The sequence below is a fragment of the Stenotrophomonas sp. NPDC078853 genome (genome assembly GCF_044901215.1).
GTDB lineage: Bacteria > Pseudomonadota > Gammaproteobacteria > Xanthomonadales > Xanthomonadaceae > Stenotrophomonas > Stenotrophomonas lacuserhaii.
Window position 1 is genome coordinate 18,276 of sequence record NZ_JBJDOQ010000005.1, and the last position, 24,711, is coordinate 42,986.

Below are 24,711 nucleotides of genomic sequence, written 5' to 3' on the forward strand. Positions count from 1 at the left end.
CTTGTTGATGGCGCCTGCGTGCGCCGTGACCGGCGGTCCGGGGGCCGCCGGTTTTTTAATGGGTACAATCGGAGCATGAAGATGATCCGCCACCTGGCCCTGCTGCTTTCCTGCGCGCTGCTGGCCGCCTGCGCCGGTGCGCCGGTGGAAGAGTGCAGTCCGCTGGCGACCTGGGTGCCATCGGCGAATCACAACGCGCGCATGCCGGTGATCATCGTGTTGCACCACACCGACCAGCACTCGGTGCAGCAGAGCCTGGATACGCTGCGCAGCGCCAACAGCGGCGGCAAGGTCAGTGCGCATTACCTGATCGGCGCCGACGGCAAGCGCTACCAGCTGGTCGCCGACGATCGCCGCGCCTGGCATGCCGGACCGGGCCGCTGGGGCACCATCACCGACCTGAACTCCGCATCGATCGGCATCGAACTGGACAACGACGGCGACACGCCTTTCAGCCAGGCGCAGGTCCAGTCCTTGATCGTGCTGCTGCAGGACCTCAGCACGCGCCTGCGGATTCCGCCCTCGCAGGTGATCGGCCATGCCGATCTGGCGCCTTCGCGCAAACAGGATCCCAGCCGCTTCTTCCCGTGGCAGCAGCTTGCGCAGGCCGGTTTCGGGGTCTGGCCGCGCGCTGCCGACGGACTGCCGCCGGCCGGCTTCGATGCCTGGCAGGCGCTGGCTGCGTTCGGCTATCCGCTGGACGACCGGGAGGCGGCCGTAAGGGCATTCCACCGGCGCTTCCGCGGCAGCGACGACCTGCCCCCACTGCTGGACGCCGAAGATGCGCGCATCCTGCATTCGCTGCTGCTGCAGCACCAACCAGCGCTCTGAGGCACACTCAGCGCCCTTTTTCCAGATTTCCGGGCTGCTGGCCCGGGCAGGACAGTTGATGAACACCGACAAGAAGTATTACAAGCACCCGGCCGAATCGGACCTGGGCAAGGGCAACGTGCTGATGGAAGCCCGTGGCGAAAAGATCCTGCGCCAGGTCGAAGTGTACGGATTGCGCGCGGTGTGGTCCGATGCCACCGGGCAGAGCGATGACCGCTTCCTGCTGGCCGACCAGCCGCTGTCCTTCTTCGATTTCGATGAAGATGACGAGATCAGCGCCCGCGAATTCGAGAGTGCCTGGAAAAAGGCGCGGGACGCCTCGGGCACGCCCTGAACGCTGACGGTTCCAACGCGTTCTCATTCGCGCAACCGCCCCGTTGTTCCGACTGAAATACCCCGGGTTTTGCACTACATTGGTGCAATGACTGTTTCCCCGCCGCCGCCCCTCGTTGAACAGCTCGGCACGCCGGTTGCCTGGGCCGATGCCGAAGGGCGCATCACCGGCTGCAACCCGGCGTTTGCGCGCTGGCTGGGGGTCAGCGGGCGTCGACTGGTCGGCCAGCCGCTGGTGGCGCTGGAAGCGCAGGGCGATGCGTTGGCGCATTTCCTCGCCCGCGACGAGCGCGACAGCCTGCGCCTGCACCGGTTGGCGCTTGCGCTGCCGGGCGAAGCCGCCCGCTTCGCCGAAGGCTGGATGAGCCGGCTGGACGATGGCGGCTGGTTGCTCGAAGCGCATCCGGTAGATGAATTCCCCGGGCTGGACCCGACCCAGGCCCTGCCCAGCGCGCTCAGTGCGGCCCTGAAAGGGCTCGCCCACGAGTTGCGCAACCCGCTGGCCGGATTGAAGGGTGCGGCCCAGCTGCTGGCGCGCCGGATAGCCCAGCGCGATGCCGACGAGCGCGAACTGGTGGACCTGATCGGCACCGAAATCGAGCGCCTCAACAGCCTGCTCGACCAGCTGCTGTCGCCCGCCCCGGCCGCCCCGCACGCCGCGCTGAACATCCACGCTGCGCTGGAGCAGGTGCTGCGCCTGGCAGAAAGCGAAGCCGGCTGGGCGGTCAGGTTGCAGCGCGATTACGATCCCAGCATTCCGGAATTCAATGGCGATGCCGACCGTCTCAGCCAGGCGGTATGGAACCTGGTGCGCAACGCCATCCAGGCCGGTGCCGGCGGCATCACCCTGCGCACGCGGGTGGAGCACGGCGTGCGCATCGCCGAGCAGCTTCACCCGCTGGCACTGCGGCTGGAAATCGCCGACGACGGCCGTGGCGTGCCCGAAGAGCTTGCCGAACACCTGTTCCTGCCGCTGGTGAGTGGCCGCGCCGAGGGCACCGGACTGGGCCTGGCACTGGCCCAGCAGGTGGCGCGCGAACACCGCGGTACGCTGACCTATCGCTCGCGGCCAGGCCATACCGTATTCACCCTGCTGCTGCCGATCCGCGGCGGCGCCCCCCATGAGGTCGTGGCCCATGACTGATGCCCCGCATCCCGCCCACCCCGGCCAGCGGGTCTGGGTGGTCGACGATGACCGCGCCGTGCGCTTCGTGCTCTCCACCGCGCTGCGCGATGCCGGTTACCAGGTGGAAGGTTTCGACAGTGCCGCCGCCGCGCTCGACGCGCTCACCCGCCAACCGGTGCCGGCGCTGCTGTTCACCGATGTGCGGATGCCCGGCGACGATGGTTTGGTGCTGCTGGACAAACTGAAGGCAGCCCACCCGCAGCTGCCGGTGATCGTGATGTCCGCCTATACCGACGTCGCCAGCACCGCCGGTGCCTTCCGCGGCGGCGCGCACGAGTTCCTGTCCAAGCCGTTCGACCTGGACGATGCGGTCGCGCTGGCGCGGCGCGCGCTGCCGGGCGCCGAAGCCCTGCTGCCCGACGATCCCGACCCGGGCGAGCCCGGCCAAGCGGACCAGACGCCACAGCTGGTGGGGGATACGCCGCCGATGCGGGCCCTATTCCGCGCCATCGGCAAGCTGGCGCAGGCGCCGCTGGCGGTATTGATCACCGGCGAAACCGGCACCGGCAAGGAGCTGGTGGCCAGTGCGCTGCACCGCGAATCGCCGCGGTCGCGTGCACCATTCGTTGCGCTGAATACCGCGGCCATCCCGGCCGAACTGCTGGAAAGTGAACTGTTCGGCCATGAAGCCGGAGCCTTCACCGGCGCACAGCGGCGCCATGTCGGGCGCTTCGAGCAGGCAGACGGCGGCACCCTGTTCCTGGATGAGATCGGCGACATGCCGCTGGCCTTGCAGACGCGCCTGCTGCGCGTGCTGGCACAGGGCGAATTCTTCCGCGTGGGCGGCCGCGAGTTGATCCATGTCGACGTGCGCGTGGTCGCCGCCACCCACCAGGACCTGGAAGGTCTGGTGGCGGAGGGACGTTTCCGCGCCGACCTGCTGCACCGGCTGGACGTGGTGCGCCTGCAGCTGCCGCCGCTGCGCGAACGCCGCGACGACATCGCCCAGCTCGCCACCACGTTCCTGTCCGCGGCGTCGCACAAGCTTGATGGCCCGGCCAAGCGGCTGACCGCGGCCGCGCTGCAGGCCCTGCGCGAGCACGACTGGCCGGGCAACGTGCGCGAACTGGAAAACGTCTGCTGGCGGATGGCGGCGCTGGCAGCCAGCGATACCATCGGCGCGGCCGACGTGGAGATGGCGCTGAACCGGGGAGCCGCGCGCAGCGGCCCGCGCGCCGGCCATGCCGACCCCGGTCAGTGGGAAGCGCTGCTTTCGCAGTGGGCGCGGCAGCGGCTGGCCGAAGGGGCCGAGGGCCTGCATGCACAGGTCCGCGAGCGCGTGGACCATGCATTGCTGGAAGCCGCCCTGCAGATCACCCATGGTCGCCGCGCCGAAGCGGCCGCGCGGCTGGGGCTGGGCCGCAATACGTTGACCCGCAAGCTGGGCGCCGGCCGCCGGCGTGGCAGCCATTGAACCGAAATCCAAAGCTGCCTGTGCACGCTCGACACCTGGCGTTGATGTGTCGTGGACAGGCAGGCCCGTAACGTGCATTGCAAGGAGTCCACGATGTCCTCGATCCGCCTGATCCTGCCGGCTGCCGCCGGCCTGTTGTTGGTTGCCTGCGGTACCACGCCGCCACCGCCCGCTGCGCCGCCGGTAGCGGTGAGCGTGGTGAGCACCGCGCAGATGGCCGAGAGCAATCTGTCGCCGGCTTCGGCCAGCATCGTCAGCGGTCGCCTCGCCCTGGTGCCCGAAACCGGTGGCGTGCACGTGACCGGTGTGATCGGCGGACTGCAGCCGCTGCAGCAGCCGGCGTTCCACGTGCACGAGCGCGGTGACTGCAGCGCCGTGGATGCCAGCAGCGCGGGCAACCATTTCAACCCGACCCAGCAGCCGCATGGCGCGCCGGGCAGCGGGCCGCACCACCTTGGCGACATGCCCAACCTGCGCGCCGATGCGCAGGGCCGCGCCAACGTCGATATCCACCTGCGAGGCGTCACCCTTGGCGGTGGCGCCGCCAACGACATCGCCGGACGTGCACTGATCGTGCACGCCCAGTCCGACGATCATCGCAGCCAGCCTGCCGGCAATGCCGGCGCACGCATCGCCTGCGGCCTCATCCGCATCACGAAGTAGCCCTTGGGCTGCGGGCCCTGCACCCATCCAATGGAGAACCACCTGATGCGCCTGATCCACACTTCGCTGTTCGTTGCCGTTGCCGCCCTTGGCCTGAGCGCCTGCAACAAGCAGCCGGAAAACGCCGCCGACACCGTTGCCCCGGCCACCCCGGCCGAAGCCGCCGCAGCCACCACCCCGGCCGAAGCCCCGCCGCCGATGACCGGCCCGACCGCAGAAACCGGCGCCACCGCCGTCGCCGAACTGGCACCGACCCAAGGCAATGAAACCAAGGGCTCGGTCAGCTTCAAGCTGGTCGACGGCCGCGTCCACGTCACCGGCCAGGTCAGCGGCCTGAAGCCGGGCAGCGAGCACGGCTTCCACATCCACGAAAAGGGCGACTGCAGCGCACCGGACGGCGCCAGCGCGGGCGGCCACTTCAACCCGGGCACCCAGGACCACGGCAGCGTGGCCAGCGACCCGCACCACGGCGGCGACATGCCCAACATCACCGCCAACGCCGAAGGCGTGGCCACCATCGACGCCCCGGTCTCGACCAACGTCAACATCGGCAAGGGCGACGACTTTGACATCATCGGCCGCGGCCTGATCGTCCACGCCGACGCCGACGACTACAAGACCCAGCCCACCGGCAATGCCGGCGCCCGCCTGGCCTGCGCAGTAATCAAAGCCCCGTAACAGATCAGCTGCACGCAAACAGGAACGCCGGCGAAAGCCGGCGTTCTGCTTTCAAATCCCCCACCGCCGCCGGCACCAGAAATCCGTCAGCAGAGTCGATGGTCCGGGTCAGGCAGGACCGTCTGTTGCCAAGGATGGCAACAGCGAGCCCCCATGGAAGGGTTCACGGCGTGTCCTGCCTGACCCGGACCATCGCCTCACCCCGACAAAATCAAAGCGCCGAGCAGCAGAAATTCACCGTTCCAACAACGCCCGCGCATCCTGCCCCGCCTCGCAATGCACGAACAACACCGGCACCCCATGCGCCTCCAACACCGCCGCCATCTGCCGCTGTCGCATCAGGTACTGCTCATACACGCCCTTCAACTGCTCGCAGTCATTGCGCCCGTGCGCGTAGTACGTGCACCAGCCTGCCGGATCGAACAGCGCCATCCGCGCCTCGCCCTGCGTATAACGCAGCAACGGCTCCGGCGCGGCATCCAGCCACTCATCCTGCCCCGGCGCCATGATCGCCGTCTCGATCAGCGGCCATAGAACCGCCAGGCCCTGGTTGTCGTACTGCATCGACATCATCGCGGCGAGATCGTTCACGGTGAAATAGCGTGCATGTTCCACGCGTGCACCAAACGCCTTCTGCGCCAGCAGCGCGGTATCGGCATGCGCCATGCCCTCGGCCAGCAGCACCGTTTCCAGCGCATCGGATACTGCCGCCGTGGTGGCCGCATCCGTGCCGGTCAGCAGGAACGGCAGCACGCGCAGGCCGCCGCCTTTCAGCGTGGCATCGGCCTGGAACGGCAACGGCACATCGCCATTGGCGTCGGCGCCGAAGGCCAGCAGGCGCGGGCCCTGGCTGCGACCCGGTGCGCGCATCTGCAGCTCTTCCAGGCGGCGGTGGATCGGCCAGCCCGGACGCAGCACTTCGGCCGGGTCGAAATGCGCCGCGGCGAACACCAGGTCCAGCTCGCTGGCCTGTGGCACCAGCTTGGCCAGGTCGCGGCCGATGCGCTCGGCAAGTTCGCCGGATTGGTCGGCGGTCAGTGCGGCCTGCGTGGGCGATTGCCCATCGGCGAGCTCAAGGGCCAGCACGCCGATGGCGTTCATGGCGGGGTCGGTTTTGCTCATGGTTTCACGGTTGGCCCATCACAGGGCGGCAGCTACACTTGGGACCATTATGCCTGCCATGTCGTGCAGGCCATGTTGCAGACACCCTATCCCATGCCAGGTATGTCCATGCCCAACGCCCGACCCGTCGCCATCCTCGGTGGCGTCCGTATTCCGTTCTGCCGCCAGAACACCGCATATTCGGATGTCGGCAACCTTGGCATGTCGGTGCGTACGCTCGGCGCCCTTGTCGAACGGTTCGGCCTGCATGGCCAGCAGCTCGGCGAAGTCGCGATGGGGGCGGTGATCAAGCACTCCAGCGATTGGAACCTCGGCCGTGAAGCCGCCCTGTCCTCGGGGCTGTCCGCGCTGACGCCCGGCATCACCATGCAGCGTGCCTGCGGCACCTCGCTGGACACCATCATCGCGGTAGCCAACAAGATCGCCCTGGGCCAGATCGAATCCGGCATCGGCGGCGGTTCGGATACCACCTCCGACGTGCCGATCGTCTATGGCAAGAAGCTGCGTGCCCGCCTGCTGGCGGCCAACCGGGCCAAGAGCCCCGGCGACAAGATCCGCGCGCTGACCCGCGGTTTCAAGTTCTCCGAGTTCAAGCCCGAGTTCCCCGGAGTGGCCGAGCCGCGCACCGGCAAGAGCATGGGCGACCACTGCGAAGACATGGCCAAGGAATGGAACATCTCGCGCGATTCGCAGGATGAGTGGGCGGTGTCTTCGCACCGCAAGCTGGCCGCAGCGTACGAGCGTGGCTTCTTCAACGACTTGATCGCCCCGTTCCGCGGCGTGGAGCGCGACAACATCCTGCGCGCCGACACCTCGCTGGAAAAACTGGCCACGCTGAAGCCGGCGTTCGACAAGGTCTCCGGCCGCGGCACGTTGACCGCCGCCAACTCCACCCCGCTGACCGATGGCGCCTCGGCGGTGCTGCTGGCCAGCGAAGAATGGGCGCGTGCGCACGGCCACGAACCGCTGGCCTACCTGCGTGACTCGCAGGTCGCAGCGGTCGATTTCGTGCATGGCGAAGGCCTGTTGATGGCTCCGACCGTGGCCGTACCGGAAATGCTCAAGCGCAACGGACTGACCCTGCAGGATTTCGACATCTACGAAATCCATGAAGCGTTCGCCGCGCAGGTGCTGTGCACGCTGCGCGCCTGGGAAAGCGAAGACTACTGCCGCAACCGCTTGGGCCTGGATGCTCCGCTGGGCCGCATCGATCCGGAAAAGATCAACCCGCTGGGTTCCTCGCTGGCCACCGGTCATCCATTCGCGGCAACCGGTGCGCGGGTGATCGCCACGGCGGCCAAGCAGCTGGCCGAGCGCGGCGGTGGCCGTGCGCTGGTGTCGATCTGCACCGCCGGCGGCATGGGCGTGGTGGCGATCGTCGAACGCTGATGGGCGTGATCCGGTAGCGCCGAGCCCTGCTCGGCGAGCCGGGCGCCGCATACGCCGAGCAGGGCTCGGCGCTACCTCAATGCTACGGAACGCGCGGGAAACCGTTGTCGTCGCGCGGCTCACCGGCGTCGTACACCGGCGGCACCGGCGCCATCACCTGCTCTTCCACCGTTGCGCGCGGGGCCACCACCACGGCCGGCTCCGGGCGTACCAGCGCGATGCTGTCTTCGCCGCGCTGCTCGCGCAGTGCGTTGGCCAGGCATTGTGCGGCCAGCGTGGTCTCACCGCGGGCGAGCAGCGATGCGCCCAGCGCTTCCCACGCCGATGCACCGGCGCCGGCGGCGATCGCCTCGTGCAGCAGCACTTCGGCCTCTTCATTGCGGCCCTGTGCCAGCGCCACGCGACCCTGTGCCAGCAGCAACGCGGGCGAACCGTCGTGCACCCGGCGCCAGCGCGCCAGGTTGGATTCGCGGGTCGCCAGCCGCGATGCCGGCAGCGCCCCATAGAGCTCCACCAGCTCATCGCTCCAGCGTTGGTCCAGCGCCTGTTCCAGCGCCAGCAGGGCCGGCTCGTCCCAGTCCAGTGCCACTGCACGTGCGGCATAGGCGGACACCACCGCAGGGTCGGCACGCAGCGCCTTCGGCGTGGTCTCCCACTGCGCGGCGAGTGCGTTGACGTCGGCCGCTTCCAGCAGCGCCTGTGCCGCCAGCCGGGCTTCCAGCGTGGTCAGGGCATCGGCGGGCAGCACCTTGCTCTGGCGCAGTGCACCCAGCTGACCGTACGCCTCGTGGGCACGGCCGGCGCGGGCCAGCGCTTCACTGCGCAGCCACAGTCCGCGCGGCGGCAGTGGCTGCAGGTTGGCCGCATCCAGGGTGTTGATCGCATCCACCGGCAGGTCGTCGGCGAGCAGCTGTTCGGCGCGCAGCAGCGCCAGACTGGTGGCATCGGCAGCGCCAAGGCGCTGCAGGTAGGTCTGGCTGGCGGTGTCGTCACCGCGCGCACGCGCACTGCGCGCCGCGTTGGCCAGCGCCACGCCGGTCACTTCCTGGTCCTGGGCCGCGCCGTCGAACAGCTTCTCCGCGCGCTGCCAATGGCCGTGTTCATAGGCCTGCAGGCCATCTACCAGGCGCACGCGGCCCTGCTTGCGGCGATAGCGGCCCCATGCACGGAACGGTGAAGCGATCAGGCTCCACAGCAGCCACAGCACCAGCAGCGTCACCAGCACCAGCAACGCAACCTGCGGCAGGGTGCTTCGGTAATCGGTACCGCCGTAGCGGAAGATCACTTCGCCATACTGGTTCAGCGTGTTGGCGCCCAGCCACTGCGCGCCGACTACGCCCAGCGCCACGGCCAACAGCAGCACGATCAGGGATTGCAAGGGCTTCATAACGGGGTCTCTCCATCGCGCAAAGTACGAAGTTGTTGCAGGGTGCTGCCCAGTTCCGGTGCGCTCAGGCGCAGCGGCGCCGAGCGCAATGCACGCAGTTCAGCACGCTGCCTGCGCAGGTCCGGTGAATCCGGCCACAGCCGGGTCATCCCGTGTTCAATCCGGTCCAGCGCCTGCTGCAGGGCCGTGCTGTCGCCGCGTTCCACCGCAGCGCGGGCGAGGGTCAGCTCCACCTGCAGCGCGTCGGCACCGGCCACGCGCTGGGCATCGGTCAGCGGGCCACTGAGGCGGCTGGGCGTGATCTGCACGAACGGGGCCAATGCGACCTCCCACCACGGTCGTTGCCGTGCGGTGCTGGTCGGCGACGCCGGGGCCTGCAGCGGCAGGGTCTGCAACGCCTGGGCGAAGGTCGCCAGGCGCAGCCGGGCATCGGCCCGCGGCCCGTTGCCGGCAGCATCAAGCACGTTGCGTTCCTGCAGCAGCGCCTGGCGCAGGTTCAGCCCGCTGGCGGCCGGCAGGTCTTCCAGTTGGGTGGCGGCAAGCGCATACAGCCGGCGCGCGCCGGCCAGGTCATCGGCGCCATCCAGCCGCTGCGCGGCCTGGGTCAGCAGCAGTTCGGCCTCGTCCGCATGCAGCGCATGGCTGTCCTGGCGGGCGCTTTCGGCGAGCCGCGCCAGGTTCTCTTCAATCAAGGCGCTGCGCTGGCCCAGGCCCAGCACTTCGTCACGCAGCACCCGGTTGGTGCTGGCCGCGTCCTGCAGCCGGGCGCTGGCCGCGCGCTGGTCGCGACGCAGCGCTTCCACGCTGTCCAGCAGGCCCTGCAGCCGGACCGCGTCGGCCTGCGACTGCAGGCGGGCACGTTCCTGCCATTGCTGCACGGCATGCCATCCCCAGCCGCTGGCGGCGACCAGCAGCAGGACAAGGACCAGCGGAACGATCCAGCGCAGCGACCGCTGCGGCGGGGTGGGTGGGGGAGTTTCAGTCATCAGGACAGCATCCCTGTTGCATGCGCCAGCGGCAAGCAGCGCAGAGGGGGGCAGGGCCGCGACATGCCTGGCGGACGTCACCTTGGACCTCGGCATGACCGCCGCTGCGCTCGCCGAGCGTGGCTCGGCGCTACCGGGTCTGGTTCACATCAGCGTGCAGTGCCAGCGCGGCGGTGGCCATCTGGCTGGGAGTCGGTCCGGCGGCCACCCGCACCGTGGCCAGGCCCAACGCCCGTGCCTGCACCGCCAGCCGCTCGCTGGCGACCACCACCGCCATGTCGGCCTGCCAGCGTGCCTGCCACGTCGGCGACAGCTGCGCCCAGACACGCTCCAGGGCTTCGCCACTGCTGACCGCCAGCACCCACGGCCGTGGTGATCGCGACAACCGCGCCAGCGTCCGCGCCGGCAGCTGCACGGGCACACGGCGGTAGACGTCGGCGCGCAGCAGCCGGGCACCGCGCGCCTGCAGATCGGCGGCAATCAATCCGCGTCCACCGGGTGCGGTGACCAGGCCTATGGTCATTCCCTGCACATCGGACAGTACGGGCAACGCCAGCAGGCCCTCGCTGTCCATCCGCGAGGGCGCGATGGCATGTTCGATACCGTGCGCACGCAGGGCGCGCAGCGTGCCTTCACCCACCGCCAGCCAAGGTCGTTCGGGAGCATTCAGGAAACCATCGCCGCAGGAGGCCGCCGCAGCCACCGCGCCGGGGCTGGTGAAGATCACCGCAGAGGCCTGCAGTGCCGTGCACAAGGCGCGAGCCCCTGCGGCATCAGGGCGGCGCTGCAGCCGCCACGGCGACAAGGCGACGATCTGCGCCCCTGAATGGGCCACGGCGGCACGCAGCGCCGCGTGCTGCCCCTTCGGGCGCAGCGACACCAATGTCCAACCACACGGTTTCGCATGTTCATCCATTGCCTGCATTATGCGGGCCCGCGTTGTTGCAGGTGTAACCACCGATGTCCGTCGAACCCGTTTCCTCCTCGCTGCTGGTCCTGCAACAGGTGCTCGACAGCATGCCGCCGGTGCGGGCGATGCAACTGCGCCTGGAAAGCTACGCCGATGGCCAGCTGCAGCTGACCGCGCCCTTGGCGGTCAACGTCAATGACAAGGGCAACGCCTTCGGTGGCAGCCTGGCCTCGGCCATGACGCTCTCTGGCTGGGCCCTGGTGACCCTGCGCCTGCGGCTGGCCGGCTTTGAAGCGGAGGTGTACGTGGCCGACAGCCAGCTGCGCTACCGCGCCCCGGTGTACGGCGACCTGCATGCACAGGCGCAGATCGATCCGGACAGTGACTGGGACACCTTCCTGTCCACGTTCAAGCAGCGCGGCAAGGCGCGGATCGGCGTGGTCGCGGTGCAGCCCGGGACCGATGGCAAGCCGGCCGCTGAACTGAGCGGTCGTTTCGTTGCCTTCGCCAAAGGGTAGGATGGCAGGCTGATGCCTTGGGGAGCAGACCGTTGAAGCACCTGCACATGCGCCGCCTGATCCAGTTGTTGATGCTGTCCAGCCTGCTGGTCGCCTCGTCCATGACGATGGCCGCCGATTTCAGCCGCAAACAGCGCACGATGCTGGAAGAGACCCAGAACGCCTACGGATCCACCATCCGCTGGGGCAGCATGGAAGACGCCGTCGGCTATCTCGACCCCGAACGGCGCAAGACCAACCCGCCCACCGAATTCGAGCTCAACCGCTATTCGCAGCTGCGCGTTTCGGCCTACCGCGAACGCAGCACCGCGTCCTTGCCGGATGGCACGGTGGAGCGCCGCGTGGAAATCGGCGTGATCAACATCAACACCCAGGCCGAGCGCCTGGTGACCGTGGTGGAGCGCTGGCGCTGGGATCCCGAAGGCAAGCGCTGGTGGCAGTTCAATGGCCTGCCGGACCTGTGGCAGGGGCATTGAGGCCCGCTGTGGCCGATCGCCGGCGGCCGGGCTGACGCCGGAAATCGCCGCTGGAATCCCGCGCCCATCGCCTTGTGCGACAATCGGCGCCCGCTTATCGACCCGTGACCTGCGTGAATTACGAAGAGTTGGTGGCCTTTGCAGGCCGAAACCCCATGCTGTCGGCCGCCCTGGTGGGCCTGACCGCCGCGATCATCGTCACTGAAATCCGCCGTCTGTTCCGTGGCTACAAGTCGCTCAAGCCTGCCGAGCTGGTGCAGCTGATGAACGCCGGCGACGCCGTGGTGGTGGACCTGTCCGCCAGCAGCGACTTCGAGAAGGGCCACATCGCAGGCAGCAAGAACGTGCAGGCCAGCCAGTTCGGCCCGGAGCACAAGCTGGTGGCCGCGGCCAAGCAGCGCCCGGTGGTGCTGGTATGCCGTGCCGGCACCGCATCCGAAGCCGCTGCCAAGACGCTGAAGAAAGCCGGTTTCGAGCAGGTTTCCGTGCTCGACGGTGGCTTGCCGGCGTGGCAGCAGGCAGAACTTCCGCTGGTCAAGGGTCGTCATTGACCTGATGGCGCAGGCAGGGGTTGTGCACTGCATGACCCGCCCCCATCGCTGTTGATGCAACATACCGATCAAACATAACGTTCAACGAATAATCTGGAGCAACAGGAAATGTCCGAAGAAAACACCAACGGCGCCGTCGCGCCGGTCGACGCCGCCAACGGCCCCGCGTTCACCGTCGAAAAGATCTACGTCAAGGACGTTTCCTTCGAATCGCCGAATGCTCCGAGCATCTTCAACGACCAGGTGCAGCCGGAACTGCAGCTCAACCTGAACCAGCAGGTTCAGCGCCTGGGCGAGAACGCCTTCGAAGTCGTGCTGGCCGTCACCCTGACCTGCAAGGCCGAAGACCGCACCGCGTACGTGGCCGAAGTGAAGCAGGCCGGCGTGTTCGGCCTGGTCGGCCTGGACCCGCAGTCGATCGACGTGCTGCTCGGCACCCAGTGCCCGAACATCCTGTTCCCGTACGTGCGTTCGCTGGTCAGCGACCTGATCCAGGCCGGCGGCTTCCCGCCGTTCTTCCTGCAGCCGATCAACTTCGAAGGCCTGTACGCGGAAACCCTGCGCCAGCGCCAGGAGCAGGGTGAAGCGTCTTCGCTCGCCAACTCCGAGCCGGCCGGCAACGCCTGATCGGCGTTCCGACCCCGCGCATGAGCGATAACGCTGACAAAGTAGCCGTACTCGGCGCCGGTTCCTGGGGAACCGCGCTGGCCAGCCTGCTCGCCCGGCATGGTCTTCGGACCGTGCTGTGGGGACGCGACGCGGCGATGGTGGAAGCCATCGACCAGCGCCACGAGAACACCCGTTACCTGCCGGGCATCCCGCTGCCGGAGTCGCTGCGTGCGACCACCGACATGGCGCAGGCCGTGGAAGGCGCCGCGTGGATCCTGGTCGTGACGCCGTCGCATGCGTTCAACGAAACGGTGACCGCGCTGGCGCCGCTGCGTCCGGCCGGTGCCGGCGTGGCATGGGCGACCAAGGGCTTTGAACCGGGCTCGGGTCGCTTCCTGCATGAAGTAGCGCGCGAGATCCTCGGCGATGACGTGCCGCTGGCGGTGGTCACCGGGCCGTCGTTCGCCAAGGAAGTCACCCAGGGCCTGCCCACTGCGATCACCGTGCACGGCGACGTGCCCGAATTCGCGCAGGCCGTGGCTGAAGCCATGCACGGTCCCGCCTTCCGCGCCTACACCGGCGATGACATGCTGGGAGCCGAGCTGGGCGGTGCGATGAAGAACGTGCTGGCCGTGGCCACCGGCGTTGCCGATGGCATGCAGCTGGGCCTGAACGCACGTGCCGGCCTGATCACCCGTGGCCTCAACGAGATGCTGCGCCTGGCCGCGGCCATCGGTGCCAAGCCGGAAACCCTGATGGGCCTGGCCGGGCTGGGCGACCTGGTGCTGACCTGCACCGGCGATCTGTCGCGCAACCGTCGCCTGGGCCTCGCCCTGGGCCGTGGCCAGACGCTGCAGGATGCCATCCGCGAAATCGGACAGGTGGTGGAATCGGTGCAGACCGCTGACGAAGTGATGCGCCAGGCGCGTCGTTACGGCATCGACCTGCCGATTTCCGATGGCGTTCGTGCCGTGCTGCACGGCGAACAGACCCCCTCCGAAGGCCTGCGCACCCTGCTGGCGCGTGAGCAGAAGCCGGAGTATCCGGACACGCTGTTCAAGTGACCCGGGCAGGGCTCGCCTGATCTGACCTGACGAACCCCGGCCAACGCCGGGGTTTTTCTTTGCCGATAGCGCCGCGCCATGCTCGGCGGTTGCTCGCGGAAAGTTAAAGAGTGCGCGTGACTTTTTAACTTTTCGTGGATAAAGTTAAAAAGATAGCCTGTTTTTTAAACTTTCGAGGTGATCGGCCATGCGACAGAGTGATGTAGCTCCGCACCTGCGCCAACATCTCGTGCCGGTGGACGGGAAACCCAACGTGCGCGCCATGGTGGCGCCGCCCACGCCGAGGGCGTTGCCTGCAGGATCCGGTTCGCCTGAACTTGCCCACGCCGCGAGCCAGGCACTCGGCCGCCTTATCGGTGCGATGGAGGGATGGAACAACCCGGATATCCTGACCCGCACACTGGTGAGGCGCGAGGCGGTTCAGAGTTCACAGATCGAGGGCACAAAAACCGATCTCGATGAATTGCTGACCTATGAAGCGACATGGAGCGCCGATGGCCTTCCGCCGGACGTGCGCACCACCCAGCATTACGTGGAAGCGTTGCAGTACGGACTGGACGCCGTGCGAAGCGGGGGACGGGCGGCGCTGGATTGCACGCTCGTCAGGCAGATCCATGCAATGCTGATGGAGCACGAGAACGTTCCAAGGGGCACTTACCGTGACATCCAGGCATGGATAGGCACGGGCAGGATCGAGGACGCAAGCTTCGTGCCTGCGCCGCCCGCCCATATCGACGCGTGCATGCGCGATCTCGAACAGAACATGCTGCGTTACGCCCGTCGTGAAGATGAGCAGGGTGAGCTGACCGTGCTTGCCCAGATGGCGATCGCGCATGCGCAGTTCGAGACCATCCATCCCTTCAACGATGGAAACGGGCGGACCGGACGTATCCTGATGCCGCTCATTCTTGCCGCTGAAGGCTTGCCCCCGCTCTACCTGTCCGGAATGCTGATGCGTAACCGCACCGGCTATTACGCCGCGCTCAAACAGGTCCAGTTGCAGGGGAAATGGGGTCCCTGGATGGATATGACCTACCGTGCCGTGCTTGAGGCGGCGGGCGAGTACGTATCGTTGGCCGACGATCTGCGCGCGATCGGGCGCGCATGGTCAAAGGCGACCTCGGGCTATCGCAGCCACTCGGTGGTGAGGCGGCTTCCCGACTTGCTGATAGAGCAACCGGTGGTTACCGCAAACAACGTCGCAGCCCTGCTGGACGTGTCGCTGGTAGCGGCGACCAAGGGCATCAACGAGCTGATGACGATAGGCATCTTGAAAGCGAAGGACCAACGGACCTGGGGTAGGTCATTCCATGCGTCCGAAATCATCGATCGCCTGAACAAAGCGCCCGCCACGCCTCGTTGAGCCTGCATGGAGGGGCCAAAAAAAGAGCCCGACCAAAGGCCGGGCTCCGTGGGCGTATGGGAGAGAGGTCACACGCCGTTTCGCACTTACCACCACACCATTCTTACAACTACGTATTACGCACTAACGACAGGCGTTCTTACCAGGTGAAGCGCGGACCGACGAACCACTCGCGGTCACCGGCCTTGGCCAGCTTCACTTCGCCACTCAGGCCCCAGTTCTGGTTGAACTTGGCGGTGGCGCCGACGCGGCCGTAGAACTCGCCGTCCGGATTGATGCCGTGCTTCTCGCTGAAATCTTCGTAGCCGGCCAGCGCATAGCCTTCGATCATCGGGGTGAACGCAGTGCGCACGCCGACTTCGGTCGAATAGCCATTGAAGTCCAGGCCACGCTTCGGATCGAACTTCTGGTACGCGACGCGGGCCACCAGGTCGGTGGTCGGCGCGATGCCGTAGTTGTAGCCGACACCCAGGCGCCACTGATCGACGTCAGCGTTGCTGCGCTCGGTTTCCTGCGCGCTGTAATCACCAAAGATGTGGAAGTTCGGATGCACCGCGACCGAACCCTTGACACCCCAACCGTCGGCATCGCCGCCACGGGCGTCGGTGTTCACGTAACCGCCTTCCACGTAGTTGTAGGACAGGCCATCAGCGGCGGAGGCCGCGAACGGCATGGCAACCACGAGACCCAGGGCCAGCAGGGAAATCTTGTTCATCGGGACACTCACACCTTTCTTGTTTTGGTAGATCGGACGAGCCTGAAAAACCCGTTCGACAGGTGTGAATTATCCGTTTGCCACCGCAATCGCTCCTGAATATTGAACTGACTGGTACATGAACTTGGTCCCCGTTCAGGGAACTAAGGCACCGGCTTGTGGGGCGAACACACGCGGAGCAGCGGCCTGGTAGCTACTGCGGGCAGCGTCGGCTGGACCACCGCGATGCGCAGGCACTGTTGGACGGCGAGAAAGCGCGAGCGTCGGTCTGGCGCCGCACGGGGGAGGCTGCGCGGCCGTTGATGACGCTGCGAATCCACACATGACGCTGGCGGCACCTTCCCGATGGATATCTTGCCGGGACGTTCGCCCACGATGAGCTCGCCGCGCTTCAGGACCACCTGGACCGATACTGCTGCCACCAAGCAGGTCTGTTTCGTGATCAGTGAGCCCGCTTGGTCTCTTTCACGCCAGCTGATCTATATTCGGCCCCAACAGGCCGCACGCCGCGGCCGCGTCGGGAGATTTCCATGACAAGCGCACGACTGCTGGGCGTTGCATTGACCACGGCGGCACTGCTGGCCGTGACCCCGGCCTGGGCCGACCCGCCGCACCATGCCAAGGGCAAAGGCCCTCCTGCCCATGCCGGTGGACCGCACAACCGCGATGCGCCGCCGCCCGGCTGGCAGAAGAAGGCGTGGCGGCGGGGTGAGCGCCTGCAATGGGCGGAGGTGGATCGTCGCTATTGGGTCGACGATTACGCGCACTACCGGCTGCGCGATCCCGGACGCGGCGAGCGCTGGGTCCGGCAGTCCGACAGCGAGTATCTGCTGGTGGAAATCGCCACCGGCTTGATCATCGACGCCCTGCATCGGTGATCCAACACGGATGAGCGACGAGGCGGCTGGCCGGATCGACGCATCGGCCCGGCCAGCGCCAGACAGTTCCCTGAAGACACCATCGGCCCGCTCTTTCCGCGAAGGCTGCGTTGGCGGATACCGCGCTGGATCCCGCTCGGAGAACCAAGATGAAACGTCTTGCCACGGGTCTATCCGTCCTGCTTCTGTCCGGCTGTGCGGGCTACGCGCCCAAGCCGGTTTCCGCGCCCGCCACGATGGCCGCCGCGCAGGATGCCGCCGACGTCATCTACTTCGGCGGTGACGTCGTCACGGTGAACGACGCGCAGCCCACGGCAGAGGCGGTGGCGATCAAGGACGGCAGGATCCTTGCCGTTGGCCGCCTGGAGGATCTGGTCGCCCGCGCACAGGGCGCTGGCACGCAGCTGATCGACCTGGCAGGAACCACGATGCTGCCGGGTTTCATCGACCCGCACAGCCACTTCCTCAACGCCATGACGATGGAGGACCAGGCCAACATCACCGCCCCGCCGGTGGGTCCGGCCAGCACGGCCGCCGAGATCGTCGCTGAACTCCAGCACTTCGCAAAAGCGAAATCCAAGGCGCCTGGTGACCTTGTCATGGGCTATGGGTACGACGAGAACCTGCTTCCCGGCGACCACCCGCTGACCCGCGATGACCTGGATCCGGCGTTCCCGGACACTCCCGTGGTCGTCGTGCACGTGTCCACCCATGGCGCGGTGCTCAACTCGGCCGCGCTGAAGAAGTTCGGAATCTCGGCCGCCACGCCCACGCCGCCCGGCGGCATCATCGCGCGCAGGCCGGGCACCCGGGAGCCGACCGGGCTGCTGATGGAAACGGCCTGGATTTCCCTGCACGAACAGATGCCCGCTGCTTCGCAGGAACAGGAGCCGCGCCAGCTCCGCTATGCGCAGGACCTGTATGCCGCCGCAGGGGTCACCACCGCCCAGGACGGGGCCTCGATGGCCGCACAGGTAGAGGTGCTGAAGCGCGCTGCGGACCGCGGTGAGCTCTTCATCGACATCATCTCCTACCCCTTCATCGGCGGACTGGAGAAGGTCCTGCAGGCACACCCCGCCAGGACGTTCGGTCACTACGACAAGCGCTTCAAGCTGGGGGGCTGCAAGATCATGGCCGACGGTTCACCGCAGGGCAGGACGGCCTACTTCACCACGCCCTACCTGACCGGCGGCCCCGGCGGCGAAACAGACTGGAAAGGTGAGCCCACTTTTCCGCGGGACATCCTCGATGGCATGTTCAGGACCTGCTATGACCGGGGGCTTCAGGTCATCGCCCACGCAAACGGCGACGCTGCCATCGACACCGTCCTCGGCGCGCATGCGGCCGCCACCGCTGGCACCGCACCCAGGGACCGTCGCACGGTGGTCATCCATTCCCAGTTCGTCCGCCGGGACCAGCTGCAGCAGTACGTGGACCATCAGCTGATCCCCTCGTTCTATACCGAACACACCTTCTTCTTCGGGCAGGCGCACATCAAGAACAGGGGGATCGCGCAGGCATCGTTCATCAGCCCGATGAAAACGGCCATCGCGATGGGGCTCAAGCCGACCAATCACACCGATTTCAGCGTCGCGCCGATCGATCAGATGATGGTGGTGTGGTCAGCAGTGAATCGCAGACTACGCAGCGGAGATACCCTGGGGCCCGCTGAACGGATCAGCCCCTTGGACGCCCTCAAGGCGATCACACTCCATGCCGCCTACGCGTACTTCGAAGAAGCGGAAAAGGGCTCGATCGAACCGGGAAAACTGGCCGACCTGGTGATTCTTGACGGCAACCCGCTCACGGTCGACCCAGGTGCGATCAAGGACATCAAGGTGGTCGAAACCATCAAGGAAGGCAGGACGATCTACCGGGCAGCGTATGACCGATCGTCGGGCGTCGCCAGCCCCGAAGGCGGGTAACACCTGCAACGCTGCACCAGTACCATGGCGAAAAAAGGGATCTTGCATGCTCGAGACAGGAAGTGCGCGAAGCAGCCGGGAATGGGTGACCCGCAAGTTCCCCGATCACTCGCAATGGCCGCGCGTGAAGCGTCTGCTGCACCTTGGAGGGATGGTCTGCGTGCTGCATGGCGTGGCGTGGGCGGCCTACTACGGCAGTCATGGCATGCTCGTGCTGGCCTGCGTGCTGTGTGCGCTGATCCTGGTGGGTGTGGGCTGCTTTGTCATCGCCAACCGGCGCGACCGGCTGCCGATCGTGCTCATCGCGCACGTACTGCTGCTGATGACCATCTTCGTCAGCCTGGCGGAAACGCCTACCCTGGCGGCGGCACGTTCCACCCACCTGTTCCTGCTGCCGATTGGTGCGGCGACCTTCTTCCTGTTCCGCAGCGAAGGCGTCTACCTGCGCTGGATCCTGCCGACGCTGTGCGTGGTCGCGCTGGCCTGGCTGGCGATCAGCCCGGCCAGCCTGGGTGCCGGCCTGGAACTGCTCTCCGACACCGTGCGCAGGGTCCGCCATGGCCTCAATACGGTGACGGCCATGGCGTTGACCGTCGGGGTGCTGGCGATCTTCCGCGAAGACTTCAGCACCCAGATGGACCAGTATGCCGCGCTGGTGCGTGGCATCGCCCAGCGCGAACTGCGCGGCTACCTGCAGCCGCAGGTGGCGCTCAACGGCCAGGTCGTGGGGGCCGAGCTGCTGCTGCGCTGGGACCGGCCCGGGCACGGGCTGCAGTCGCCCGCAAATTTCATTCCGCTGGCCGAGCAGACCGGCCTGATCCACGAAATCGGCCTGATGGCGCTGCGCCGTGCGTGCGTGCAGTTGGCCGCATGGGCCACGTTGCCGGGCGTCAATACGTGGGTACTGTCGGTGAACGTGAGTCCGCTGCAGCTGGCCTCGGACAGCTTCGTCAACGACGTGCGCGGGATCTTGCGCGGCACCGGGGCGCCGGCCAACCGGCTGCGCCTGGAGATCACCGAATCCGCCCTCGCCCACGACCACGCGCAGATCGCTTCAACGATGAACGCCCTGCGCGAGGACGGCGTCTCCTGGTCGCTGGATGACTTCGGCACCGGCTTTTCGTCGCTGTCGCTGCTGCAGGTATTGCCGCTGGATGAGCTGAAGATCGACCAGACGTTCGTAAGCGGGATGGGCGGGGACGCAAGCCATCGCGAACTGGTGCGCAAGATCATCGAGATCGCCGCCATCCTCGGGGTGTCCACCGTGGCCGAAGGCGTGGAAACCGAGCAGCAGCGCGCATGGCTTGCCAGCATGGGTTGCCGGGTGTTCCAAGGGTATCTGTTCGGCCGGCCGGTGCCGGCCGATGACTTCCATGCCGCGCATGTGGCGCCGCTGGTCTGAGCGGCGCTACCCGGCTGGGGTTCGCAGCATGCCCTTGGTAGCGCCGAGCCATGCTCGGCGGGGGCATCGTGACGCGGCAACGAACGGCCGCCGAGCACGGCTCGGCGCTACCGGTATCCCGGCTGGCGGGCGCTGGCCGACCACGAGCGCACGCCCAGCATCGCCAAGCCGATGAACACCACGTACAGCGCGGCGGTCACGTGCAGTGACTTGAACAGGTACACGCCGATATAGATCACATCGACGAAGATCCACAGCCACCACGCCGCTACGTGCCGGCGCGCCTGCCACCACTGCGCGACCAGGCTCAGCGCCGCCAGCAGCGCATCCAGCCACGGAATCGCCGCGTCGGTGAGGGTGTGCATGCCGGCACCGAGCGCCAGCCCGAAGGCCACGCCGATGCCGAGATCGCGCACTACATGACGCGCCGGCAACGGCACGATGCTCACCCGGCCATCGGCCTGCGCGCTGTGCCGCCAGCTCATCCAGCCGTACACCAGGAAACCACCGAACACGACCTGCAGCAGCGTGTCCGAATACAGGCGCGCCTCGGCGAACACCAGCGCATACAGCGCCACCGAGGCCAGCCCGATCGGCCAGCCGATCAACCGCCGCCGGGTCATCAGCCACACACCGGCGATGCTGAGCGCCGCGGCCGACCATTCCAGCAGTTCGGCGTTCATAGCGCGATGGTGACCGACAGGCGCGCCTGCCGTGGTGCGCCGGCGAACAGGTAGTAATCGCCGGCGCTGCTGCCGGTATCACGCCAGTAGAATTTGTCGAACACGTTGTCCACCGACAGCCGCCAGGTGACTGGCTGCTGGCGCAGCGTGTGCTGGTAGCGCAGGCCCAGGTCGACCACGCTGTAGCTGGGCGCGCGCACGCTGCCATCCACCGTGGCGGTGTTGGACGAGGCATAGCGCCAGCCACCGGTGACGCCCATGCCGGCGACCAACGGCAGCGCGTAGTCCAGGTGCACGGAGGCCCGCGTCTTTGGCACGTTGACCAGCTGGTGGTCTTCGTAGGCGGCCGTGGCGGTATCGCGTGCACGCGCCTGCAGAACACTGGCGCTGGCCGTGATCTGCAGCTGCTCGGTGAGGTGCCCGTTGGCGGTCAGCTCCAGCCCGGTGTGGGTCTGCTGGCCTTCCTGCACGAAGGTGTATCCGGCATCGCTGTCATCGGCACGGGCGTACTGGAAAGGCTGGCTGGTGCGGAAGAGCGCGGCCCCCAGGGTCAGCGCATCGGTGGCGCCGTACTTGATGCCCACTTCCAGCTGGCGCGACAGCACCGGCGCCAGGAACTCGCCATCGTTGGACGTCCAGAACGGGGCCTCCTGCCCCAACGAAATGCCGCGCACGTAGCTGACGTAGGCGTTCACTTGATCGGTCGCGTTCCAGATCAGCGCGGTCTGCGGCAGGAAGCGTGAGATCCGGCTGTGACGTTCCGGATTGCCGCGCTTGTCGTAGGCACGTTCGTCCAGCCGCACCATGCGCCCACCGGCCAGCCACTGCCAGTCATCGCCGAAGCGCATGCGGTCCAGCACGAACAGGCCATCCTGGCGGCTGTCCAGCCGACGCACGGAGGCGCCGGGCTGCAACGGGGAAGGCGCGAACACCGGTACCTGCGGGTCATGGATGTTGGCGGTGCCGACGTACTCGTTGACGTTCTGCCGCTTGTCCACCGTGCGCCGGAAGGTATCGGCGCCGATGCTCAACTGATGGGTGACGCGGCCGATGTCGACGCTGCCGCGCAGCTCGGCGCGCAGTTCCTGGTTGACCCGGGTGTCGTCCGGGCTGCGGTAATCGTAGATGTCATAGTCGCCGTTGGGCGCGAAGTAGTTGCCCGGCACGCTGCCGTCGGCGCACTGCGCGGCGTAGTAGCAGCCGTAGGCGAAGGCCACGTTGTCATCGATCACCGAACGGCTGTGGCTGGCCGACACCCGCGATTGCCAGCGCGGCCCCAGCTCAAAGGTATGCAGGGCGGTCAGGTTGGTACTGGCGATGCCGACCGGCTGCTGCCACGGCTGGTAACCGAGCATCTTCGAGCGGTCCACGCCGCGCGGCAGCTCGGTTGCGCCCAGCAGCTGGAAACCCGATGCCGAGCGCTGTGCGCTGGTCTGGTAGTTGGCATCCACTTCCAGCTTGCCGCGTTCGCCGATCAACCAGTCCGCAGCGAGCGAATAGAAGTTGCGCCGCCCGTGGGCGTGGTCGATGTAGGACGCGCTGTCTTCCCATGCGGCGTTGACGCGCACGCCGAAGCGCGGGGTCAGCCAGTGGCCCACGTCCACAGCGGTGTAGCGGGTGCCTTCCGAATCGGTGCCCAGGGTGACGGTGCGCACTTCGGCGGTGCGCTTGCCGACGTAGTTGATGATGCCGCCCGGCGCCATCACGCCGGCAGCCAGCCCGGCTTCGCCCTTCAGGATTTCCACCTGCTGGATGTTCTCCAGCGCGATGCGCTGCTCGCCGGTGGTGGCCAGGCCATTGAAGCGGTAGCCGGTGGCGGTATCCAGCGCAAAGCCGCGGATGGCGATGTTCTGGTAGTAGCCGACCGGCGCGTAGCTGTCGCCCAGCGAGGCATCGTTGGCGGCCACTTCGCTCAGCGTGCGCACCTGGCGGCTGTCCAGCAGGGTGCGGTCCAGCACGTTCACCGAGGCCGGGGTGTCCTTCCAGCTGGCCGCACCGAAGCTGCTCGACGGCGTGATGGCGGCCGGAGCCTGCTGGGCCTGCACGCGCACGGCAGCCAGTTCGGTCGGTGAGCGATCGGGGACATCGGCAAAGGCATCGGCAGCGTGCAGCGGCAGCACGGCACAGAGGGCAATGGTCATCAGCGTGGGGCGCAGGCAGCGGTTCATTCGATTCGTCATCAACAGGAAGAAAGACGAAGCGACGGCGCGCGCGCAGTGACCCGATGGGTCCATGTGCTTGCAGCTCAAAGCTCCCTACGCCGGTGCAAACCGGATCAGGTTCCAAGGGACTCTCTCAGCCTGGTCAACCCAGGCACCCCCGCTTCAGGCGCTCATTTCACACCAAAACGGCTGAAGAAGCGAATCAGCCGCTCAGGCGGCGCCGCGCAGGGTGGCCAGCAGGCCCTGGCCGGCGGGCGTGCGGAACCAGTCGGCGTGGCCGAGCAGGAAGGCCCGGTAGGCCACGTCGGCGTTGGCGCGGGAGCGGGTGATGGCGTGGAAATACTCAACTTCAGACAGCGCGAAATCCAGGTGCACCACGGGCAGCAGGTCGGCCAGCAGCTGGACCTGGTCGGACGACAGCGCACGCGCATCGCGGTAGCCGACCAGCAGCGCCAGTGCGATGTCACCGCGCACCGCCTGCGCGCCACGGTCCAGTTGCAGCCACGCGATGGCATTGCGCTCGATCGCCGTGGCCAGGTCGTACAGCGCGCTGGTGGGCGAGGCCAGCCCGAAATCGAGCACGCTGCTGACCGTGGTGACGCCGCTGCCGGTCTGCCACAGCAGGTTGGACACATGCCAGTCGTTGTGTCCCCACAGGCGAGGCTCGGCGGCCAGCCGCGTGGCGAGTCCCATGTGCCAGGGCAGGATCGCGCGCTGCAGCTCGGCCCGCCACGGCGTGTCGGCCAGGTACGCGGCCAGCCCGGGACGGTCGGGCAACTGCGCGGTGAGCGCCGCGATCGGGTCCTCGGCGCGGATCAGGTCATCGCGGGCCACCAGCAGGTGCGTGGCCCGCTGCGCTGCGTGGAAGCCTTCTGCGGCGGTGTGCAGCAGGGCCAGCATGCGGCCGGCCTGCCAGGCCTGTTCGACGCTGGCCGGTGGCGTCCATGAGGGCACGTCGCGATACAGGTCCTGGCCGATGCCTTCGGCATGCACTTCGAAGGTCCAGACGCCGTGCTCGAGTGCGGTCGCGCCATTCTGATCGGCAATCACCTGCACCACCGGCAGGCCCTGCGCGGCCAGATGGGCGATGAAGCGATGTTCTTCGGACAGCACCGCGGCGCTGCGCACGCTGTGGTGGTGGCGCTTGATGAAGAACCGTCCGTGTGGGCCCTGCACGAGCGCGGCCGCGGAAAACGGCCGCGGGCTGTGCCACAGCAACCGGCAGTCGCCCTGCAGCTCCACGAAATGCTGCTGCAGCCACGCGATCTCGCCGGCGCTGATCGCAGGCCAGTCGGCTGGGACCTCGTCGTTGTCGAGACCTTGGACGTGGTGGGCAGGAGTGGTCATGGGCAGGCTTCAGCAGGGACGCCATGGTACTCCGCCGACGTGGTTGCGCTCTGCGATGTCATGTCCACGTCATTCCCCCTGCCAATACTCCGGCGGACCCCACCCCATGAACCGACCCG

At 67.3% G+C, this 24,711-nt stretch carries 24 protein-coding genes and 1 riboswitch; of the genes, 16 read left to right on the forward strand and 8 right to left on the reverse strand.

Annotated elements, in window-relative coordinates:
* Positions 1 to 75: 75 nt before the first annotated feature.
* The 6 genes from ACI2JH_RS07065 (at position 76) to ACI2JH_RS07090 (ending at position 5,105) form a co-directional block, all read left to right on the forward strand.
* Entirely contained in the window at positions 76 to 831 is a 756-nt protein-coding gene (locus ACI2JH_RS07065) for an N-acetylmuramoyl-L-alanine amidase (protein ID WP_404735794.1), read from the forward strand.
* A 58-nt stretch (positions 832 to 889) separates the two neighbouring features.
* A complete protein-coding gene (locus ACI2JH_RS07070) occupies positions 890 to 1,165 on the forward strand; it encodes a hypothetical protein (protein ID WP_101101604.1) in 276 nt (91 codons plus the stop codon).
* Between the two features lie 87 nt (positions 1,166 to 1,252).
* Positions 1,253 to 2,308 carry an ATP-binding protein gene (locus tag ACI2JH_RS07075; protein ID WP_349999846.1) on the forward strand — a complete coding sequence of 352 codons (1,056 nt, stop codon included), beginning with the start codon at positions 1,253 to 1,255 and terminating at the stop codon, positions 2,306 to 2,308.
* Positions 2,301 to 3,764, forward strand: coding sequence for a nitrogen regulation protein NR(I) (gene ntrC, locus ACI2JH_RS07080; protein ID WP_404735795.1), 1,464 nt, complete (start codon positions 2,301 to 2,303; stop codon positions 3,762 to 3,764). Before ACI2JH_RS07075 ends, ntrC begins: the two co-directional genes overlap by 8 nt.
* Positions 3,765 to 3,857: 93 nt before the next feature.
* A complete protein-coding gene (locus ACI2JH_RS07085) occupies positions 3,858 to 4,427 on the forward strand; it encodes a superoxide dismutase family protein (RefSeq protein WP_182656525.1) in 570 nt (189 codons plus the stop codon).
* Positions 4,428 to 4,472: 45 nt separating this feature from the next.
* Positions 4,473 to 5,105 (forward strand): superoxide dismutase family protein, encoded by a 633-nt coding sequence (locus ACI2JH_RS07090; protein WP_404735796.1) that lies wholly within the window; start codon positions 4,473 to 4,475, stop codon positions 5,103 to 5,105.
* 234 nt (positions 5,106 to 5,339) lie between these two features.
* On the opposite strand, the gene ACI2JH_RS07095 is transcribed toward ACI2JH_RS07090, so the two are convergent.
* The gene (locus ACI2JH_RS07095) at positions 5,340 to 6,227 is read right to left on the reverse strand and encodes a hypothetical protein (protein WP_346590859.1); all 888 of its coding nucleotides are present in this window, start codon (positions 6,225 to 6,227) and stop codon (positions 5,340 to 5,342) included.
* 93 nt (positions 6,228 to 6,320) lie between these two features.
* Here ACI2JH_RS07095 and ACI2JH_RS07100 point away from each other — a divergent pair, with 93 nt between their 5' ends.
* Positions 6,321 to 7,616, forward strand: a complete 1,296-nt coding sequence (locus tag ACI2JH_RS07100) for an acetyl-CoA C-acetyltransferase (RefSeq protein WP_101101594.1) — start codon at positions 6,321 to 6,323, stop codon at positions 7,614 to 7,616.
* A gap of 82 nt (positions 7,617 to 7,698) precedes the next feature.
* Here ACI2JH_RS07100 and ACI2JH_RS07105 read toward each other — a convergent pair whose 3' ends face one another.
* From ACI2JH_RS07105 to ACI2JH_RS07115, 3 genes are all read right to left on the reverse strand, one after another.
* Positions 7,699 to 9,003 carry a heme biosynthesis protein HemY gene (locus ACI2JH_RS07105; protein ID WP_404735797.1) on the reverse strand — a complete coding sequence of 435 codons (1,305 nt, stop codon included), beginning with the start codon at positions 9,001 to 9,003 and terminating at the stop codon, positions 7,699 to 7,701.
* Entirely contained in the window at positions 9,000 to 9,989 is a 990-nt protein-coding gene (locus tag ACI2JH_RS07110) for a uroporphyrinogen-III C-methyltransferase (protein WP_404735798.1), read from the reverse strand. The genes ACI2JH_RS07105 and ACI2JH_RS07110 overlap by 4 nt, the downstream gene beginning before the upstream one ends.
* A gap of 130 nt (positions 9,990 to 10,119) precedes the next feature.
* Positions 10,120 to 10,914 carry a uroporphyrinogen-III synthase gene (locus tag ACI2JH_RS07115; protein WP_404735799.1) on the reverse strand — a complete coding sequence of 265 codons (795 nt, stop codon included), beginning with the start codon at positions 10,912 to 10,914 and terminating at the stop codon, positions 10,120 to 10,122.
* A 35-nt stretch (positions 10,915 to 10,949) separates the two neighbouring features.
* Here ACI2JH_RS07115 and ACI2JH_RS07120 point away from each other — a divergent pair, with 35 nt between their 5' ends.
* From ACI2JH_RS07120 to ACI2JH_RS07145, 6 genes are all read left to right on the forward strand, one after another.
* Positions 10,950 to 11,417: a YiiD C-terminal domain-containing protein gene (locus tag ACI2JH_RS07120; protein WP_101101586.1), complete on the forward strand. Its 468-nt coding sequence runs from the start codon at positions 10,950 to 10,952 to the stop codon at positions 11,415 to 11,417.
* 47 nt (positions 11,418 to 11,464) lie between these two features.
* Complete coding sequence (locus ACI2JH_RS07125; RefSeq protein ID WP_101101584.1) at positions 11,465 to 11,893, forward strand: hypothetical protein; 429 nt, start codon at positions 11,465 to 11,467, stop codon at positions 11,891 to 11,893.
* Between the two features lie 113 nt (positions 11,894 to 12,006).
* Positions 12,007 to 12,444, forward strand: coding sequence for a rhodanese-like domain-containing protein (locus ACI2JH_RS07130; protein ID WP_057509246.1), 438 nt, complete (start codon positions 12,007 to 12,009; stop codon positions 12,442 to 12,444).
* Positions 12,445 to 12,552: 108 nt separating this feature from the next.
* Positions 12,553 to 13,071 (forward strand): protein-export chaperone SecB, encoded by a 519-nt coding sequence (gene secB, locus ACI2JH_RS07135; protein ID WP_042614716.1) that lies wholly within the window; start codon positions 12,553 to 12,555, stop codon positions 13,069 to 13,071.
* A gap of 20 nt (positions 13,072 to 13,091) precedes the next feature.
* Positions 13,092 to 14,117, forward strand: coding sequence for an NAD(P)H-dependent glycerol-3-phosphate dehydrogenase (locus tag ACI2JH_RS07140; protein ID WP_101101582.1), 1,026 nt, complete (start codon positions 13,092 to 13,094; stop codon positions 14,115 to 14,117).
* 187 nt (positions 14,118 to 14,304) lie between these two features.
* Positions 14,305 to 15,480: a Fic family protein gene (locus tag ACI2JH_RS07145; protein WP_404735800.1), complete on the forward strand. Its 1,176-nt coding sequence runs from the start codon at positions 14,305 to 14,307 to the stop codon at positions 15,478 to 15,480.
* A gap of 139 nt (positions 15,481 to 15,619) precedes the next feature.
* Here the strand turns inward: ACI2JH_RS07145 and ACI2JH_RS07150 are convergent, their stop codons facing one another.
* Positions 15,620 to 16,195, reverse strand: a complete 576-nt coding sequence (locus ACI2JH_RS07150; protein ID WP_182656519.1) for an Ax21 family protein — start codon at positions 16,193 to 16,195, stop codon at positions 15,620 to 15,622.
* Between the two features lie 530 nt (positions 16,196 to 16,725).
* Between ACI2JH_RS07150 and ACI2JH_RS07155 the strand changes: the two genes are divergently transcribed.
* The 3 genes from ACI2JH_RS07155 (at position 16,726) to ACI2JH_RS07165 (ending at position 20,400) form a co-directional block, all read left to right on the forward strand.
* A complete protein-coding gene (locus ACI2JH_RS07155) occupies positions 16,726 to 17,073 on the forward strand; it encodes an RcnB family protein (protein WP_404735801.1) in 348 nt (115 codons plus the stop codon).
* Between the two features lie 149 nt (positions 17,074 to 17,222).
* Positions 17,223 to 18,998, forward strand: coding sequence for an amidohydrolase (locus ACI2JH_RS07160; protein WP_404735802.1), 1,776 nt, complete (start codon positions 17,223 to 17,225; stop codon positions 18,996 to 18,998).
* Positions 18,999 to 19,044: 46 nt separating this feature from the next.
* On the forward strand, positions 19,045 to 20,400 hold the full coding sequence (locus tag ACI2JH_RS07165) for a putative bifunctional diguanylate cyclase/phosphodiesterase (RefSeq protein ID WP_404735803.1): 1,356 nt from the start codon (positions 19,045 to 19,047) through the stop codon (positions 20,398 to 20,400).
* 107 nt (positions 20,401 to 20,507) lie between these two features.
* Here ACI2JH_RS07165 and pnuC read toward each other — a convergent pair whose 3' ends face one another.
* The 3 genes from pnuC to ACI2JH_RS07180 form a co-directional block, all read right to left on the reverse strand.
* Positions 20,508 to 21,083, reverse strand: coding sequence for a nicotinamide riboside transporter PnuC (gene pnuC, locus ACI2JH_RS07170; RefSeq protein ID WP_191769033.1), 576 nt, complete (start codon positions 21,081 to 21,083; stop codon positions 20,508 to 20,510).
* On the reverse strand, positions 21,080 to 23,251 hold the full coding sequence (locus ACI2JH_RS07175; protein WP_404735804.1) for a TonB-dependent siderophore receptor: 2,172 nt from the start codon (positions 23,249 to 23,251) through the stop codon (positions 21,080 to 21,082). Before ACI2JH_RS07175 ends, pnuC begins: the two co-directional genes overlap by 4 nt.
* Before the next feature lie 67 nt (positions 23,252 to 23,318).
* A riboswitch (TPP riboswitch) is annotated at positions 23,319 to 23,414 on the reverse strand.
* Between the two features lie 41 nt (positions 23,415 to 23,455).
* The gene (locus ACI2JH_RS07180) at positions 23,456 to 24,592 is read right to left on the reverse strand and encodes a phosphotransferase enzyme family protein (RefSeq protein WP_404735805.1); all 1,137 of its coding nucleotides are present in this window, start codon (positions 24,590 to 24,592) and stop codon (positions 23,456 to 23,458) included.
* Positions 24,593 to 24,711 lie beyond the last annotated feature (119 nt).